At 29.1% G+C, this 18,525-nt stretch carries 18 protein-coding genes and 1 tRNA gene; all 19 read left to right on the forward strand.

Translation table 11 applies throughout. The annotated features are described in order from the left end of the window. The first annotated feature begins 54 nt into the window (after positions 1–54). The 19 genes from HMPREF2782_RS06875 to HMPREF2782_RS06965 all read left to right on the forward strand — a co-directional run bounded on the left by HMPREF2782_RS06875 (position 55) and on the right by HMPREF2782_RS06965 (position 18,525). The gene (locus HMPREF2782_RS06875; protein WP_070641767.1) at positions 55–1,329 is read left to right on the forward strand and encodes a CapA family protein; all 1,275 of its coding nucleotides are present in this window, start codon (positions 55–57) and stop codon (positions 1,327–1,329) included. 71 nt (positions 1,330–1,400) lie between these two features. Further along, positions 1,401–1,991 (forward strand): phosphatase PAP2 family protein, encoded by a 591-nt coding sequence (locus HMPREF2782_RS06880; RefSeq protein ID WP_004838518.1) that lies wholly within the window; start codon positions 1,401–1,403, stop codon positions 1,989–1,991. Positions 1,992–2,043: 52 nt separating this feature from the next. Next, a tRNA-Leu gene (locus HMPREF2782_RS06885) sits at positions 2,044–2,130 on the forward strand. Between the two features lie 171 nt (positions 2,131–2,301). Beyond that, positions 2,302–4,941, forward strand: a complete 2,640-nt coding sequence (gene polA / locus HMPREF2782_RS06890; RefSeq protein ID WP_070641769.1) for a DNA polymerase I — start codon at positions 2,302–2,304, stop codon at positions 4,939–4,941. Next, a complete protein-coding gene (gene coaE / locus HMPREF2782_RS06895) occupies positions 4,928–5,518 on the forward strand; it encodes a dephospho-CoA kinase (protein ID WP_070641771.1) in 591 nt (196 codons plus the stop codon). Before polA ends, coaE begins: the two co-directional genes overlap by 14 nt. After that, positions 5,515–6,171, forward strand: a complete 657-nt coding sequence (locus HMPREF2782_RS06900; RefSeq protein WP_019118000.1) for a lytic transglycosylase domain-containing protein — start codon at positions 5,515–5,517, stop codon at positions 6,169–6,171. Before coaE ends, HMPREF2782_RS06900 begins: the two co-directional genes overlap by 4 nt. A 64-nt stretch (positions 6,172–6,235) precedes the next feature. Beyond that, a complete protein-coding gene (rsxC, locus tag HMPREF2782_RS06905; protein ID WP_070641775.1) occupies positions 6,236–7,552 on the forward strand; it encodes an electron transport complex subunit RsxC in 1,317 nt (438 codons plus the stop codon). An 11-nt stretch (positions 7,553–7,563) separates the two neighbouring features. After that, positions 7,564–8,502: an RnfABCDGE type electron transport complex subunit D gene (locus tag HMPREF2782_RS06910; protein WP_070641777.1), complete on the forward strand. Its 939-nt coding sequence runs from the start codon at positions 7,564–7,566 to the stop codon at positions 8,500–8,502. Beyond that, positions 8,495–9,034: an RnfABCDGE type electron transport complex subunit G gene (locus HMPREF2782_RS06915; RefSeq protein ID WP_070641778.1), complete on the forward strand. Its 540-nt coding sequence runs from the start codon at positions 8,495–8,497 to the stop codon at positions 9,032–9,034. Before HMPREF2782_RS06910 ends, HMPREF2782_RS06915 begins: the two co-directional genes overlap by 8 nt. Before the next feature lie 11 nt (positions 9,035–9,045). Further along, a complete protein-coding gene (rsxE, locus tag HMPREF2782_RS06920; RefSeq protein WP_004838525.1) occupies positions 9,046–9,711 on the forward strand; it encodes an electron transport complex subunit RsxE in 666 nt (221 codons plus the stop codon). 8 nt (positions 9,712–9,719) lie between these two features. Beyond that, on the forward strand, positions 9,720–10,295 hold the full coding sequence (gene rsxA, locus HMPREF2782_RS06925; protein ID WP_004838526.1) for an electron transport complex subunit RsxA: 576 nt from the start codon (positions 9,720–9,722) through the stop codon (positions 10,293–10,295). Positions 10,296–10,307: 12 nt separating this feature from the next. Further along, the gene (locus HMPREF2782_RS06930; protein WP_070641780.1) at positions 10,308–11,105 is read left to right on the forward strand and encodes an RnfABCDGE type electron transport complex subunit B; all 798 of its coding nucleotides are present in this window, start codon (positions 10,308–10,310) and stop codon (positions 11,103–11,105) included. A 111-nt stretch (positions 11,106–11,216) separates the two neighbouring features. After that, positions 11,217–11,606, forward strand: a complete 390-nt coding sequence (locus HMPREF2782_RS06935; protein ID WP_070641783.1) for a NusG domain II-containing protein — start codon at positions 11,217–11,219, stop codon at positions 11,604–11,606. Further along, the gene (locus HMPREF2782_RS06940; RefSeq protein ID WP_070641786.1) at positions 11,603–12,121 is read left to right on the forward strand and encodes a Gx transporter family protein; all 519 of its coding nucleotides are present in this window, start codon (positions 11,603–11,605) and stop codon (positions 12,119–12,121) included. Before HMPREF2782_RS06935 ends, HMPREF2782_RS06940 begins: the two co-directional genes overlap by 4 nt. Next, positions 12,114–12,794, forward strand: coding sequence for a RadC family protein (gene radC / locus HMPREF2782_RS06945; RefSeq protein ID WP_070641790.1), 681 nt, complete (start codon positions 12,114–12,116; stop codon positions 12,792–12,794). Before HMPREF2782_RS06940 ends, radC begins: the two co-directional genes overlap by 8 nt. A gap of 9 nt (positions 12,795–12,803) precedes the next feature. After that, positions 12,804–13,817 carry a rod shape-determining protein gene (locus tag HMPREF2782_RS06950; RefSeq protein WP_004838531.1) on the forward strand — a complete coding sequence of 338 codons (1,014 nt, stop codon included), beginning with the start codon at positions 12,804–12,806 and terminating at the stop codon, positions 13,815–13,817. A gap of 2 nt (positions 13,818–13,819) precedes the next feature. Then, positions 13,820–14,650, forward strand: a complete 831-nt coding sequence (mreC, locus tag HMPREF2782_RS06955) for a rod shape-determining protein MreC (RefSeq protein ID WP_070641792.1) — start codon at positions 13,820–13,822, stop codon at positions 14,648–14,650. A gap of 9 nt (positions 14,651–14,659) precedes the next feature. Then, positions 14,660–15,151 carry a rod shape-determining protein MreD gene (mreD, locus tag HMPREF2782_RS06960; protein ID WP_019117991.1) on the forward strand — a complete coding sequence of 164 codons (492 nt, stop codon included), beginning with the start codon at positions 14,660–14,662 and terminating at the stop codon, positions 15,149–15,151. 11 nt (positions 15,152–15,162) lie between these two features. Next, positions 15,163–18,525, forward strand: a complete 3,363-nt coding sequence (locus HMPREF2782_RS06965; RefSeq protein WP_070641795.1) for a penicillin-binding transpeptidase domain-containing protein — start codon at positions 15,163–15,165, stop codon at positions 18,523–18,525.

An 18,525-nucleotide genomic window follows, 5' to 3' on the forward strand; every position in this document is an offset into this window, starting at 1 on the left:
TTATTTATAGAATAATATATAATTGTATATGATTATATAAATAAAGGAGTAAAAATGAAAAAAATTAAGAGAATATTATCGGTAATTTTTATATTTTTTCTAGCTATTAGTTTTACATCATGTAAGAGAAATGAAGATAAAACTGATTCTAATTCAAATATTGCAGAAAATATTATAATAAAAGAAAGAAAAAAATCAAATGACGATAGTTCTGATTCAAATAACAAAAAAATAAATATAAGTAAAATTGAGAAAAAAGACTCAAACACAAATGATACAGATTCAAAAGTTGAAAAAATAAATATAAAGGCTTTTGGAGATATTATGGCTCACATGGGTCAAGTAAATTATGCAAAAAATTATGGAAAAGGAAATTATGATTTTTCTAGACAATTTGAATATATAAAAGAATTTGTATCAGATTCTGATTTAGCAATTGGAAATTTTGAAACAAGCATAAATCCTGATAGACAACCTTCAGGTTTTCCACAATTTACAAGCCCAGCTGAATATTTGAAAGATATAAAAGATGCGGGTTTTGATTTACTTTCAACAGCTAACAATCACACCCTAGATTCAGAAGAAAAAGGAATCTATGATACAATAAAAGCTATGGATAAGGAAGGAATCGCTCACTGCGGAACAAGAAAAGCAGGAGAAAGTAGGATAAAATATATTCAAGTAAAAAATATGAAAATAGGATTTTTGGCTTACACCTATGGAGTTAATGGTTTAGAAAGTTTAGTAGTAAATCATAAGCCAAATGAAATTATAAATTATTTGGATGAAAAAATAATAGAAGAAGACATAAAAGAAGCTAGAAAAAATTCGGATTTTATTATAGTTTATCCACATTGGGGAATAGAATACCAATCATATCCAGCCCAAGAACATATTACTTTGGCAAGAAATATGATAAAGTGGGGAGCAGATGTAGTTATTGGAAATCATCCTCACGTTGTTCAACCAGCAGAAAGATATAAAGATGAAAATGGAAAAGAAGGATATATCGCTTACGCTTGTGGAAATTTTGTATCAAATCAATCCTTGGAGGCTTTAGGAGATATTAGAACAGAACAATCAGTTGCCTTTGATATAAATGTAGAGAAAAATACAAAAACTGGAAAAGTAAAATTAGGAGAAGTTAATTTTTATCCGATTTGGGTTGGACATAGTAATGATGAATATGGAAAACTTTCAAGAGTTTACAGAACAAAAGATTTCCTTGAAGGAGGAAAATATTTTGATAAGGTTGACGAAAATCAAAGAGCAAGAATTTTAAAAGCCGATCAAATGGTTAAAGAAACCATAAATACAAAAGTACAATAGAGACTGCTTAGCGCAGTCTTTTTTATTTTTCTTCTTTGTGATATTATATTTGTAAAAATAAAGGGGAAAGTATGAATTTTATAACAAAAATAGATATTTCATTATTAAATTTAATTCAAAATATAAAAAGTCCCATTTTGGATAAAATAATGACAACCATTACTGCTCTTGGGAATATGGGAATTTTTTGGATTTTATTGATTTTGATTTTTTTAACTACAAAAGAATATAAAAAAATGGCTAGGCTTATGATTGTTTGTTTTTTATTTAATGCCTTGATTGTGAATTTGATTTTAAAACCTGCTGTTGGGAGAATTAGACCTTTTGAAATTGTTGATGGAATTAAATTGTTAGTTTTAAAACCTCAAGATCCATCATTTCCATCTGGACATTCTTCAATTTCTTTTTGTATGCTTACAGTAATATTATTATTTTCAAAATCAAAAACAATTAATATAATGGCAAGCATTTTGGCAATCCTAATTGCTTTTTCAAGATTATATTTGTATGTTCATTTTCCATCAGATGTTTTTTGCGGAATTCTTATAGGAATATTGACAAGTTTAATTGCTTTGAAATTTTGTTTTTCTAAAAGTGGGATGAAACTAATTAATAATTTAAAAATTTTAGGAAATGATTTTAATGATTTGAGAAAAATGTAAAAAAATTTGCATAAGGCGATTAATGGTGTTATAATAATTAGGTAGTGTTAATGCTGGTGTGTCGGAATTGGCAGACGAGACAGACTCAAACTCTGTTGTTCTCCGGAACGTGTGGGTTCAAGTCCCACCACCAGCACCATTAATTTTTTTATTTTTTTCATATTTAAGCTATGCAAAATTGCATAGCTTTTTTTGATGCCTTTTTAAATTTTTTTTAAAATTTTAATTTTCAAATTTTTAATCAGCAAATTTTTCTACTTATTTTTTTGTGAAAATTAAAATGTGTTATACTTATAGAAAGGAGAAATATATGAGTAAAAAAGTAATGCTAATTGACGGATCTAGTTTGATTTTTAGAGCCTTTTTTGCCCTTCCTAATCTTACAAATGCTGATGGTGTTATGACAAACGGTGTTTATGGATTTTTGACCATGTATTTTAGGGCTGTTGAAGAATATAAGCCAGATTATATTTTGGTTGCTTTTGATAAGAAAACAAAAACTTTTAGGCATAAAGAATTTGAAGATTATAAAGCAAATAGGGATAAGGCGCCAAACGAATTGAATTATCAATTTGGAATTTTAAAAGACATTCTTGATTCATTAAATGTAAAGTATTTGGATATAGATGGTTATGAGGCTGATGATATTGTTGGAACTTTTTCTACAATTGCAAAGGAAGAAGGCCTTGAAACTGTAATTATTACAGGGGACAAAGATTATTTTCAACTTGTAAATGATAAGGTTGTGGTTTTTCTTACAAGAAAAGGAATTTCTCAGATGGAAGAAATTACTGAAAAATCTATTGAAAATGATTATGGTCTTAGTCCAAAACAATTAATTGATGTTAAAGGTCTTATGGGAGATAAGTCTGATAATATTCCTGGTGTTGATGGAATTGGCGAAAAAACTGCCATTAAATTTATAAAAAAATATGGGTCTATGGAAGGCTTATATGAAAATTTGGATGATATTAAGGGCAAAAAAACCAAGGAAAATCTAGAAAATTCAAAGCAAATTGCCTTTTTGTCCAAAAAAATCGGAACAATTGTTACAAATGCTCCAGTTGGGATGAAAATTTCAGAATTAAAGGTAAAAGAACCAGACTTGGATTCTTTGAGAGAAAAATTTTCAAAATATAATTTCAATAAATTTATGGAAAAATTTGAAGATACTAGCGAAGAAAGAAAAGATGAAATAGAATTTTCTTATTCATTTTCTGATGATTTTTCTATAATAGATGATATTGAAAAAGATGGGGTATTTTATTTTAAAAGCATTTTTGAGGGGGATAATTATATTCACTCTAATGCCTATAAAATAGCAATAAAAACACCTTCATCAAAAACTTACATTTATAATCCAGATGAAAAATTTGTAGAAAAATTCAAAAAATATTTTGAGGATGATAATACTAAAAAAGTTTCTTTTGATATTAAAGAAGACATTGTCTTGTTTGATAAGCTTGGGATAAATATTTCTTTGCCTTATGATGATACTATGCTTATGCACTATCTAATTGATCCTTCAAGGTCATCTTATGATTTAAAAACTTTTAGCCAAGCATTTTTGAAATATGAAGTAGAAAATGAAGAAGATTTGCTTGGTAAGGGAAAAAGTAAAAAATCTTATGAGGATTTGGATTCTGATAATCTTGGCAAATATTTGGCATCTATTGTAAATGCAATTGAAGATAGTCTGGATATTTTAACCCAAAAATTAAAAGAGCTTTCTATGTATGATCTTTATAAGGATTGTGAAATAAAATTATCCAAAGTTCTTGCGGATATGGAAATAACAGGTTTTGTTTGTGATAAAAATGAGCTTGAGAAAATTAAAGATGAAGTTTCTCTTGAACTTGGAGATTTAGAAAAAATAATCTATGAACTTGCTGGAAGTGAATTTAATATAAATTCACCAAAGCAGCTTTCAAAAATTTTATTTGAAGATTTGAAACTTCCTATAATTAAAAAAACAAAAACTGGCTATTCAACAAATGCTCAAGTTTTAGAAAAATTAAGAAAAAAACATCCTATAATCGAAAAAATTGAAAGATATAGGGAAATGTATAAATTAAAATCAACCTATCTTGAAAGTCTTGAAGAATTTATTGACAAAGATGGAAGAATAAGGTCAACATTTAAGCAAAATGTAACTGCAACAGGTAGACTTTCTTCAACAGAACCAAATTTACAAAATCTTCCAATAAGAACCGAAGAGGGCAGAAAAATCAGAAAAGCTTTCAAAGCTGATGATGGAAAAGTTTTGATTGATGCGGACTATTCACAAATTGAATTAAGAGTTTTGGCTCATCTTGCAAATGATAAAAAAATGCAAGAGGCTTTTTCAAAAGATATTGATATACACACAAAGACTGCATCAGAAGTTTTTTCTACACCAATTGATGAGGTTACAAAATTACAAAGAAGTGAGGCTAAAGCTGTAAATTTTGGAATAATCTATGGTATAAGTGATTATGGACTTAGCCAAAATTTAAATATACCAAGAAAAAGAGCTAAGGAATATATAGAAAATTACCTTGACACTTATCCGGAAATTAAAAAATACATGAAAGATATTGTAAAAAAAGCAAAAGAAGATGGATATGTAAATACAATATTTAATAGAAGAAGATATGTTCCAGAAATAAATTCTAAAAATTTCAATGTAAGAAGTTTTGGAGAAAGAGTTGCTTTAAATACACCAATTCAAGGAACAGCTGCGGACATTATAAAATTTGCCATGATAAATTCATACCAAAATTTACAAAAAGCAAAAATAGATGCAAAAATAGTTTTGCAAATTCATGATGAAATAATCATAGAAGCAAGTAAAAAAGATTTGGAAAAAGCAAAAGAAATTTTAAAATCATCTATGCAAGATGCCGTAAATTTAAACGTTCCACTTTTGGTTGACATAGACAGCGGAGAAAGTATGTATGAGTCAAAATAAAATTGTTATAACTGGAACAATTGCAAGTGGCAAATCTTCTTTATCAGAAATTTTGAGAAAAAAAGGCTATCAAGTTATTGATAGCGATGAAATAAATAAGAAATTACTAGAAAAAGACCAAATAAATTACAAAGAAATTTTATCATCAAAAGCTTTTGACGAGGCTTTTGATGGAGAAAATTTGGATAAGAAAATCTTAGCAAAAATAATTTTTAATAATTCCAAAAAGAGAGAATTGATAAATAAAATTACCCATAAAAATATTATTGCTTATATAAATAATTTGATAAAAGAAAGTAATGAGAAAAATATTTTTGTAGAAATTCCCTTGTATTTTCAAATGAAAGAAAAATTTCCTTGTGATTATGTATGGCTAGTTACCGCTGATAGAGAAATTCAAATAGAAAGATTAATGCAAAGAGATAAGATAGGAAGAGATTTTGCATTAAAAAAAATTAAGAGTCAAGATTTTTTAGAAATGCAAAAAAAATCAGATGTGATTTTTGATAATAGCACATCCTTAGAAAATTTAGAAAAAAAAGTAGAAATAGCTTTAAAAAATTTGGAGAATATATGAAAGCTTTAAAAAATATTTTTAAAATAATAGGAATAATAATATTAGCGTTTGTGATGGTTGTTATAATTAGTTTTTCAATAGTAGCCTATCAAACATCAAGACAAAAAATTGCCTACCAAGAAGAAATAGAAAAATATTCACAAAAATATAATGTAGACCCACTTTTGATTGCATCAATTATAAAAGTAGAAAGTGATTTTGACACAGAAGCTCACTCAAGTCAAAATGCTATGGGACTTATGCAATTATTAGATTCATCTGCAAAACATAGTGCAGAAATAATTGGAGAAGAATATTATCCAGACAAATTAAAAGAAGTAGATTATAATTTAAATCTTGGAGTAGGGTATTTCAAATATTTGAATGAATATTATAATAATGTCGACTTAGCTCTTGCAGCTTATAATGGGGGAATAGGAAATATAGACAAACTAATTGCAGATAAAAAAATAGACAAGCATGACCCAGATCCAACAAAAATTCCTACAAAAGAAACTAGACAATATGTAATAAAAATAAATTCAAATTATGATTTGATGAAAGTATTTTACGATGATGGACTTCCAAGCAAGGAAGAATTAAAAGATAGAAAATCATTATCTATAAAAAATTATAAGAAATTTGTTAAAAAAATATTATTTGATGTATTATAATCATTGAATAATATTTTTAAATAAATTATAATGCTAGTATACGGATTAAATGAAAGGAGAGATTATGGCTCTAGAAAATTTAACATTTGCTAATGGAGTAAAAATTCCAGAGTATAAGGAATTAAGCGAAAAAAAAGACTTAATTGTTGCAAAAATTCCAAAAACTGTAACAATTCCACTTACTCAACACATTGGAGCTCCAAGTAAATGTTTAGTTAAGAAAAACGATGAAGTGAAAATTGGACAGCTTATCGGCGAAGCTGTAGGAAATTTTTCTTGTAATATTCACTCATCAGTTAATGGTAAAGTTTCAAGTGTAATCGATATCCAAACAGCATCTGGTAAAAACAGCAAAGCTGTTGTTATTGACACAGAAAGCTATGACCAAGAAATTAACTACGAAAGAAAAGATGTTACAAACTTAACTAAAGAGAAAATAGTTGAGGCGATGAAAGAAAATGGTCTTGTAGGTATGGGAGGAGCATCATTCCCAGCACATATTAAATATTCACCAAACAAACCAATTGATACTGTTATTATAAATGGTGCTGAGTGTGAACCTTACGTTACTTGCGATGATTTTATTTTGAAAACAAAACCTGAAGTAATAGTAGATGCTTTGGAATTACTTGTTCAAGCAGTAGATGCAAAAAAAGGAATTATTGCAATCGAAGATAACAAAGCAGAAGCAATCGAAAAAGTTAAAAAGGCACTGGCAAATAAAAATTCATCAAAACTTGAAGTGGCAACTATGGTTACCAAGTATCCACAAGGAGATGAAAAAAGAATTATTAATGCCGTATTACATAGAGAAGTTCCTTCAGGCGGTCTCCCAATGGATGTTGGAGTAATTGTTTCAAACGTTTCAAGTGCAAACGCAGTTTATGAAGCAGTTTATTACGGAAAACCACTAATAGAAAGATATATGACAGTAACAGGTCATGGAATAAAAAATCCTTCAAATTTCCTAGTAAGAATTGGAACAAGTTTTGATCATATGATAGAAGAAGCTGGCGGACTTACAGAAGATGCTGGAAAAGTTATAAATGGTGGACCAATGATGGGAATTGCCCAACCAAATATAAATCAACCAGTAGAAAAAGCTAGTAACTGTATCTTAGTTTTAAACGAAGAAGAATCAAAAGCACCAATTACAAATCCTTGTATAAGATGTGCTAAGTGTGTAAATGTTTGTCCAGTTGGACTTATGCCATTATTAATTCACAAATTTTCATTAAAAGAAAAATTTGATAAGGCACAAGATCTTCATATACTTGATTGTATAGAATGTGGATCATGTTCATATATTTGTCCATCAAAAAGACCTTTGGTTGAAGCTATTAGGTTTGGAAAAAGACAAATTCGTCAAGCAGGAAAGTAGAGGAGAAATAAATGGAAGCAAAAAAATTATTAGTATCATCCTCTCCTCATATGAGAAGCGAGAGAACTGTTACTAAAGAAATGTTAGATGTAATAATTGCTCTTATTCCAACAGGACTTGCAGGAATATATTTCTTTGGAATGAAGGCACTTATTTTAATGATTGCATCAGTAGCAAGTTGTGTTATTGCAGAATTTATATCTAACAAAGTAATGAAAAGACAATCATCAATAAATGATTTATCAGCTATAGTTACAGGTTTACTTTTAGCCTATAATATCCCAGTTACAATGCCAGTTTGGCAAACGGTAATAGGCGCAGCTTTTGCTATAGTTATTTGTAAGCAATTTTTTGGTGGAATAGGACAAAATATTGTAAACCCAGCTTTAGGAGCAAGAGCATTTTTACTTGCATCTTGGTCAAAAAATATGTCAAATTATGTTGCACCAGGAAAAGTTTCAGCAGTATCTGCTGCAACAGTTTTATCAGGTGGACAAAAACCAGCTTTATTAGATATGTTTATAGGAAATATGGGTGGATGTATTGGAGAAGTTTCAACTATCGCTATATTAATTGGAGCAGCATATCTTGTAATTAGAAAAGTTATTTCACTAAGAATACCTGCAGTATACATATTAACAACAGCAATCCTATTGATGGTATTTAATAAATCTGTTGATGGAATAATCGAACAATTATTATCAGGTGGTCTAATGCTTGGAGCATTTTTCATGGCAACAGACTATACAACAAGTCCTGTAACTAAAAAAGGAGAAATAATATTTGCTTTTGGTTGCGGACTAATCACTTCACTAATAAGAGTTTTCGGTGGATACCCAGAAGGTGTTTCATATTCAATTTTATTAATGAACTTATTAGTTCCTCTTATAGATAGTAAGACAATGCCTAAGGTATTTGGTGTAGCTAGTAAAGGGGCAAAAGATGAATAAAGCATTAAAATTAGGAATTAAATTATTAATAATTACAGCTGTATCAGCTCTAGTATTGGCCTTTACAAATTCAGTTACAGAACCAATTATAAAAAAAGCTGAACAAGAAAAATTAAATGAATCATTAAAAATTGCCTTTCCAGAAGGAAAAGACTTTGAAGAAGTTAAGGGGAAATTTCCTGAAGCTATAAAAGGAGTCTATAAAGCTGATGGAGACAAAGGATATGTGTTTGATGTAAATTCTAAAGGTGGATACGGTGGAGACATCGAATTTATCGTTGGAGTTGATAGTGAAAATAAATTAACAGGTTTCAGTCCTTTAAAACATTCAGAATCTGCAGGATTTGGTCTTCAAATGGAAGAAGATTGGTTTAAAGAAGGAGTTAAAGGAGTAAGCGTTGACAAGAAAGTCGGTGCATCAGAAGCCGGATCTGAAAACGAAATTGTAGGAATTTCAGGAGCTACATATTCAACTAATGCTATCCTTAATGGTATAAATACTGCTCGTGAAGTATTGAAAGATCTTAAGTAGGAGGTAAAGATATGGAAAGACAAACTGGAAAACCTATAGATGTTCAAAAAGAAAAAGAAAAAAGAAAGAAAAAATCTGTAAATTTGGGAAAAGTTTTTAAAGACGGAATATTTTCAAATAACCCAGTATTTGTACAAATGGTAGGAATGTGTTCTGTACTTGCTATTTCATCTTCACTTTCTAATGCGATTGGAATGGGAGCTGCAGTAATTTTTGTACTTACACTTTCAAACTTGGTAATTTCTGTTTTGAGAAATTTTATTCCAGATGAAGTAAGAATTCCTGCATTTATAGTTGTAATAGCAAGTTTCGTAACCATGGTTCAAATGATTATAAAAGCATACTTGCCAGCACTTGATCAGTCACTTGGAATTTTTATTCCACTTATAGTTGTAAACTGTATAATTCTTGCAAGAGCTGAAGGATTTGCTTCACAACAAGGTCCTATAGCATCAATTGTTGATGGTATTGGTCAAGGTTTAGGTTATACAATAGCAATTTCTATTCTTGCAGCTATTAGAGAATTATTTGGAAATGGTACATTACTAGATAATAGAATAATTCCTGAAGATTATACAATTGGATTTTTAATTCAACCAGCATCTTCATTTATTATCCTAGGAATCATGTTTGCAGTAGCAGCAGCTATTTCAAACAAGAAGAAAAATAATAAGTAGGAGGAATTATGTCAGAATTATTTTCAATAATTATTGCATCAATATTTGTAAATAACTATGTATTGGGACAATTTTTAGGAATTTGTCCAACACTTGGTGTAACAAGTAAAGTTGAAACTGCAAAAGGAATGGGAGCTGCAGTAATTTTCGTAGTAACCTTATCTTCAATTATTACTTGGGTTATCCAATATTATATATTAGATCCATTAAAAATTGGATATTTACAAACAGTTGTATTTATTTTAGTAATCGCTTCATTAGTGCAAACAGTAGAGATGATTATGAAAAAATCAATGCCAAATCTTTATGAGGCTCTTGGTGTTTATCTACCATTAATTACAACTAACTGTATAGTACTTGGTGTAGCTATTAAAAATATAAATGAAAGTTATAATTTATTAGAAACAACAATAAACGCAGCAGCAGCTGCAGTAGGTTTCTTAATTGCTTTAGTAATACTTGCTTCTATAAGAGAAAAAATCGAAGATAACGACTTGCCAGAAGCTTTCAAGGGTGGACCTATTACTTTGATTACTCTAGGTCTAATGTCAATTGCCTTTATGGGCTTTGCAGGATTAGCATAGAGGAGAAATGTGATGAATAATATATTAATTCCAACACTTGTATTAGCCATATTAGGATTTGTACTAGCTGGCTTATTAGGTGTTATTAGTAAAAAATTTGAGGTTGAAACAGACCCAATTGTTGAAAGAGTAAGAGATGCACTTCCTGGAGCAAACTGTGGAGCTTGTGGTTATCCAGGTTGTGATGGTTGTGCAAATGCAATTGCAAAGGGAGAAGCTCCTGTTTCTGCTTGTGTAATTGGTGGACAATCTGTCACAGATGCGGTTGCAAGTGCTATGGGCGTTGAGTCAGCTGGAGCTGGGGATAAACAAGTTGCAGTTGTAAAATGTAATGGAACTTGCGAAAATGCAAAAGATTTATACGAATATGCAGGTCTTGAAGATTGTAGAGCACAAATTGCTTTATTTGGCGGAAAAAAAGCTTGTAATTATGGTTGCCTTGGTTGCGGCTCATGTGTTAAAGCTTGTGAATTTGATGCTATACATATGGTGGATGGAGTAAGTGTTGTTGATAAGGAAAAATGTGTGGCTTGTGGAGCTTGCGTTAAAACTTGTCCAAAAAATATTATTGAGCTTGTTCCTTATTCACAAAAAGCAATTGTTAAATGTTCTTCACACGATAAAGGAAAAGATGTTAGAGGAAATTGTAAAGTTGGATGTATTGGTTGTTCAATTTGTGCAAGAACTTATCCAGAAGGATTTGCAATGGATAATTTCTTATCAAAAGAAACAATATCTGATAATTTAGATCTAAATCTTTTAAAAGAAGCTGCAGAAAAATGTCCTGCAAAATGTATTGATGTTGAATAAAAAATAAGATAAAGATTTGACCATCGAAATAAATCGGTGGTCTTTTTTTATTTGGATTTTTTAAATTGACATCAATCTATTTTAAATGATAAACTCTTATAAGAGGTAGATATGAAATTAAAAAAAAGAGATATTTTTGTTATTTTATTACTTTTTTTATTAAGCTTGAGTATGGCTTTTTTTGTGCAAAAAATTAAGTCGGGAGAAGATGGAAATTATTTGAGAGTTGAGCTTAATGGGAAAGAATATGGTAAATATCCACTTAATAAAGATAAAAAATTTAAAATTAAAATTGACGATGATGAATTTAATATTGTTGAGATAAAAAATGGGCAAGTTAGTATGAAGGAAGCTAATTGTAGAGATTTGCTTTGTACTCACATGCCTAGTATAAAAAAAGTTGGAGAAACTATAGTTTGCCTTCCTCATAGATTGATTTTAGAAATTGTTTCTGAAAAAGAGGATAGTGATGAGGAAGAAATTGATAAGGTGGTTGGATGAAGAATAAAACTTTAAAAATATATGTAAATTTATCGCTTTTTGTTGCTTTATCTCTTGCAATTTCTTTAATTGAATCTATGGTTCCAATGCCTGTGCCAATTCCTGGTGCAAGGCTTGGTTTTTCTAATATAATAATATTGGTTGCTATTTATATTTATGATTATAAAAAGGCTTTGGCTGTAAGTATATTGAAATCTTTTTTGTTGGTTTTGATTACTGGATCAGTAATGAGTTTTTTCTATTCTTTTGTTGGAGCTATTTTTTCTACAACTGCTATGTATTTTTCACTTAAAAAGGTAGATGATGATTTTTCACTCATTGGAGTAAGTGAAATTGGTGCTTTTTTCCATAATTTAGGTCAAATTATTGTTGCAATATTTTTCATGCAAAATATAAAGATGTTTTATTATTTTCCAGTTTTAGTTTTTATAGGAATTTTTACTGGATTTTTTGTTGGTTTGAGTTCTAATTTTATAATTGAGCATTTAAAGAAACTTGGTGTTATAAATGAATAAAAAAATCAAAGATTTGGACCTTAGTCAAAGACCAAGGGAAAAGTTGAAAAATGAGGGATATGCAAGTTTGAGTGATGAGGAATTGTTAGCAATTCTTATCGAAACTGGCTCTAAGAAGAAAAATGCTATTGAACTTGCTAGAGAAATTTTAAATACTTTTTCTAGCGAGGAGCTTTTGTCTATAAGTATTGAGCAATTAAATGGAATTGATGGGATAAAACTTGCCAAGTCTAGTAAAATTATTGCCGCTATCCAGCTTGGTAAAAGACTTACTGAAAAAATAATTAATAAGGAAATCACAAGTATTAATTCTTGTGAGGATGTTTTTAATTTAATGAAAAATAAATTTATAGACACAAAAAAAGAACATTTCTATGCTATATTATTAGATACAAAAAATGTGATTATTAGCAAGGAATTAATTTCTACTGGGGATCTTAACTCTTCTATTGTTAATCCTAGGGAATGTTTTATTTCGGCTGTAAAAAAGAGTGCAAATTCTGTGGTTTTTGTACATAACCACCCAAGTGGAAATCCAAATCCTTCTTGTAATGATAAAGAGATTACTCAAAGATTGGTTAAAGCAGGAGAAATTTTGGATATAAAAGTATTAGATCATATTATTATTGGCAATAATAAATATTTTAGTTTTAGACAAGAAAATATTATATAGGAGAATAAAATGAATTTTAGAATTATGGCAGAAGACCTAGCAATTGATTTGGGTACTAGCTGTATTAAAGTTTTTAAGAAAAATGAAGGGGTTGTAATTTCTGAACCATCTGTTTTAGTTCTTGACCACCAAAATAAGGAAATAAAAGCTATTGGTCAACAAGCTAAGGAAATGATTGGAAAAACTCCTGATGAAATTATAGTACAAAGACCTATTGAAAAGGGTGTTATATCTGATTTTAATTTAACTGAGGCAATGTTAAATTATTTTTTCCAAAAAATAAATCCTGGATTTTCGGTTGTTCAACCAAGGGTTGTTGTTTGCGTTCCTAGTGGTATTACTGACATTGAACAAAGAGCCGTCGAAGATGCTTCTTTGCATGCTGGAAGTAGGGATGTAATAATGGTTGATGAATCATTGGCGGCTTGTTTTGGAGTTGGACTTACTCCAGAAGATCCAAGAGGTATTTTAACTTTAAACCTTGGGGCTGGAACGAGTGAGATTTGTGTAATAAGCCTTAATGGAATTGTAGCAAGTAAAACTTTAAAAATGGGCGGAGATGACATCGATAAAAATATTCAAAATTTTTTGAGAGAAAAGAAAAAAATCGAAGTAGGTATAAATACAGCAGAGCTTATTAAAAAGGAATTGCTATCACTTAGACTTAAAGATAAGGATATAGGGATGGAAGTTGAAGGTAGAGATGTAAAAGATGCTCAACCTAAAAGAATAAAAGTTACAAGTGAAGAAATAGCACCTTGTATAAGTGAATTTGCTGATAGTCTAATAGAGATGATTTATTTAGTAATGGAAAAAACACCGCCAGAATTGTCCAGTGATATTAAAAATGATGGATTTTTAATGACTGGAGGTATGGCAAATGTTAGAGGTCTTCGTGAATATATTGAAAAAATAATTAATTTAAAGGCGAAAATATCTGACAAACCAGAATTAGATGCTATAAAAGGTGCAGGCTTAATTATGGAAAATCCAGATAGATTTTTAAAATATCAAAGTAGGTAAGTATGGCTTATAGAAGAAAGAAAAAAAACAATAAACATTTTTTTATAACGGTTATTTTGTTAGTATTGTTGATATTTACATCAAGCCTTACTGATGATTTGGTAGAGGCTGGTAATAATATAACAAATACCATATTTAAACCCGTAAACAAAGCTTCTTATTCAATAACTTCAGAAATAATTAAAGCTATAGAAGATACTATTGGTTCAAAACAAACAAGAGCCGAAGTTGAAAAATTAAAGATAGAAAATCAAAATCTTTTAAAGGAAAATGCTAACTTAATGGAAGTAATTAATAGAAAAGATTTTTTGAAAGCTGAAAATGATGCTATAAAAAATCAAAAATATGAATACGTCAAAGCTCAAGTTATTAATTCTGATGTAAAAAGTATGCAAGAATCATTTTTTATAGACAAGGGTAAAAAAGACGGAATAAAAGTTAATGATGTAATTTTGCAAGCTATAGGAAATAGCGAATATTCATCTGCCGTTATAGGAAAAGTTGTAAAGGTAAATTCAACAACAAGTAAGGTTGAAACAATCAAAAATTCATCAAATGACGTTTCATTTATTAATTCTAGAAGTGGAGATTATGGGGTTATTGATGATTATAAAAACAAAAAAATTAGTGGATATATGCTAGAAGTGTCTAGTGATGTTAAAAATTCTGATACATTAATTACAAGTGGTATAGGGGGAGTTTATCCTAAGGGCTTATATTTGGGAGAAATTTCTAATGTAATTATGAGCAAGGATTCACTAAGAAAAAATGTAACAATTGATTCTCCAGCAGATTTTACCCATTTGTATAGGGTTTTGGTTCTTAGAAAGTAAGGTGGATATATGAATAAATTTAAAACATTTTTAATAGCTTTTATTTCTTTTATCCTACAAGTTAGCGTCTTTTCTAAGGTGGATATATTTGGAGCAAATATCAATATTATAGTTGCATTTGTAATATGTTTATCCTTAACACTTGGGTCTAAGAGTGCTTCTTATACGGGGCTTGTTATTGGTTTGTTGGAAGATCTTATGTTTTCAAAAATAATTGGTGTAAGAGCTTTATCATATTTTTTGATAGGTCATGTAGTTGGAGATGAAAAGTTTAGATTTAGTAGCGATAAAAAAACAGGTTTGATTTTAACTTTTGTTTTTACTATATTAAACTTTTTATTTGTAAGTTTAATAACATATATTTTTAATGGGGATATAGTTGTCATTAAAAATTATTTATTTGTACCAATTTTGGTAGAAGCTTTATTGAATACTTTAATGTATTTAATCTATCATATAATAATAAAAAAACTAATGTATATTCCAACATATAGGATATAGGGGTGTAAGTTTTGAGAAAACAAAAAGAAAATAGAATAACTATTTTGCAGATAGTTTTTGGTCTAATGTTTTTTGCAATTTTTGTGAAATTATTTATTCTTATGATAAATCAAGGAGAACATTACAGAGACTTATCAGATAATAGAAAAGTTCAAGAAGTTGACGAAATTGCAAGTAGAGGAGATATTTTAGACAGAAATGGAAATGTTCTTGCCACAACAGTTCCATCTTTTGCTGTGCAATTATATAAAGATAAACTTACAAGCTTGGATGATGAAGATAGGATAAAGGCTGTAAATTCTTTGGTAAATATTTTGGAAGAAGCAGGTGTAAATTACCAAAATGATTTTGATATTAGACTAAATTCATTCCAATACAAAAGTGAGGATGATTATTTCAAAGAAGAAAAATCACCAGAAGATAAAATTGTTGATATAATAGTTGAAAAAAAATTAACAAGAGAAATAGTAGGATCTTTTAGCAACAAAGATGGGATAAAATATGAAACAATAAAAACTGCCCTTCTTGCCTTGAAAAAAAGAGGAATAGATATTCCTATATTAGTTAAGCAAAAAAATAATAAACTTAATTTAGTATATAAGGAAAATGCAAAAGAAAAATTAAAAGCATTAGGTCATAGCACAAAAGATGATCCTCTTGACGTTGTTGTTAGTGCAATTGGCGACGATAAGTCTGTTATAAAAAATATACTTGAAAATAATCAAGCAAGATTATTAACTTATAATATTTTAAAAGAAAAAAATTTAGAATCTAATGTGATTTTAAAAGATTATAGTTTGATAGCAGATGAAAAGCTCATACAAAAAAAAGCTAGTTTAAATGATGGATATCCGGAAATAAAATTAGATACAAAAGCTAGTGATGATTTTTATGAAATTGTAAAAAAATCTTCAATCAAAGAATTTTTAAAATCAGCAAGCTTAAATGAAGAAGATGGTTCTTACTTAATTCCAGCAGATATTTTGATAGAAAAATTGGAAAACAAAGGTATATATGCAAACTTTACAACAGAAGTAAAAACCGAAACAAAAGATAAAAAAAACATATATTCTGTTGATATAAAATTTAAAAATTCTCAAGCTGGAGATCCAGCAGAAGAATTGGCAAATCTTGCTGACAAACATAAATTATTGAAGGGCGTAATCTTAGATAAAGATTTAAAATATTTGGCACAAAATGCTAATGCTATAAATAACGTCTATCCATCAATCGATATTTCTGAAGATAAACCTAGCAAATGGGATTATACTTTCAATGTTGCCAAAAAAGATTTCTTTGAATATTATGCAAGCAGAGATAAAAATGAAAGTCGAGATAAGGTTGTAAAAAAACTAAATAAAGCAAAAAGTGCAAAAGAAGTTCTTGATTATATAAAATCAGTGTCAGATATAAAAAATGACAATGACTACGAAGCTTGTGGGATTTTGACAATCGATAGCATTATTAATAGGCAAGGCTCATTTGGTTTTAGACCAATTAATTTAGTTTATAATTTAGATGATTCGACTGTTCTAAGAATTGAAGAAAATATTGACAAATCAAAGGGAATTAGTGTGGCAACAATTCCTATAAGATCTTATCCAAATAGAAATTTGGCAAGCCACGTTTTAGGCTACATGGGACCAATAGCAACCGATGAAGAAGTAGAAAAATATGTAAAAAAAGATTCATATTTAAGAGATGAAATTGTCGGAAAAACTGGAATCGAAGAATCATATCAAGATACTCTCAGAGGAAAAAATGGAAAAAGTATTGTAACTGTAGATTCATCAGGAAATAGAATTGAAACATTATCAAAAACTCCATCAGAACCAGGAAATGATGTTTATCTTTCTATAGATGCTAATTTGCAAGCACAAGCAGAAAAATCTCTTTCAAAAGTTCTAGAATCAATTAGAACAGGTAAAACCTATGAATCTGAATATGGGGATTTTAATACTAGCGAAATTGCTCCTTATTCAACAAATGGAGCAGTTGTTGTAAGCAATGTAAAAACTGGAGAAGTTCTTGCAATGGCTTCATATCCAAGTTATGATCCTAATTTATTTTCTACTGGAATTTCTTCTTCTGATTGGGAAAGCTTACAAGTAGATGATGATTCATCTGTGCTAGCAGCAAGACCTATGTTAAATGTGGCAAGTCAAACTGCTGTTATGCCTGGATCTACGTTTAAATTAGTTACTTCTTTGGCAGCTCTTGAAAAAGGATTAAATCCACAAATGACAAATTATTGTAATGGTTTTATGGATATAGGAAGTAGGAGATTTTCTTGTTTAATTTGGTCAACAACTGGTGGCAACCATGGAGAAGAAAATTTATATGATGCAATTAGAGATTCATGTAACTATTACTTTTATTGTTTGGCTTTGGGAGAAAATCCATCTACTGGCAAAAGCCTTGGATTTAAACTTGAACTAAGTGATGTAAAAAAAGCTGCTAGTACTTTGGGATTAGATGAAACTTCTGGAATAGAAATAAATATTCCACAGGAATCAAGTGGAAATATACCATCTGTTGAAAAGAAATTAGAAGTTACAAAAGCATTAATGAAGAAGTACCTTGATAAAAATATAAAAAAATATTTGAAAAAAAATGTTAAAAAAACAAAATCTGATATTGAAAATGATAAAAATGAACTTGTAAAATTAGCGGATAATCCAAATTCTATAAATAGAAAAAAATTAATAGAAATGATTGATAAAATGGGTTATGAACCATTAGAAATCAAAAAAGATGATAGGGCAGGTCTTGCTGATACTTTAAAATTTACTTATCTAAATCAAGCAAAATGGGATATAACAGATATGTTAAATATAGTTATAGGACAAGGGCAAAATTCATACACGCCACTACAAATGAATAGAGTTATCTCTACAATATCAAATGGTGGTTATTTAAATAAATACACATTAATAAAAGAAGTAACAAACCATAATTCGAAAGATATTTTATATCAAAATCAAGTTAATCATAAAAAAATTTCTATTAAAGATGATAAATATTTGGAAGATATAAAATATGGTGCCTTGTTAGTTGCACAAAATAATGCTATTTTAAATAGAATGCCTCTTGAAGTTGGAGTAAAAACAGGAACAGCAGAAGTTGAAGGTAAAAATCCAGATGGAAGTGATTATGATCCTTATGCATGGATGATTGGATTTGCTCCATACGATGATCCAGAAATTGCAATATCAATAATTTTAACTCAAGGAGGAACATCATTCAATGTTTCACCAATTTTTAGAGATATAATTTGCAAATATTTTGATATAAAAATAAATCCAGATAAGCAAAATCTTCTTAATGAAGTAAAAACCGAAGGTAATAATCAAGAAAATACACAAGGAGAATAA

The sequence above is a fragment of the Anaerococcus sp. HMSC068A02 genome, from assembly GCF_001811125.1.
Taxonomy (GTDB): domain Bacteria; phylum Bacillota; class Clostridia; order Tissierellales; family Peptoniphilaceae; genus Anaerococcus; species Anaerococcus vaginalis_C.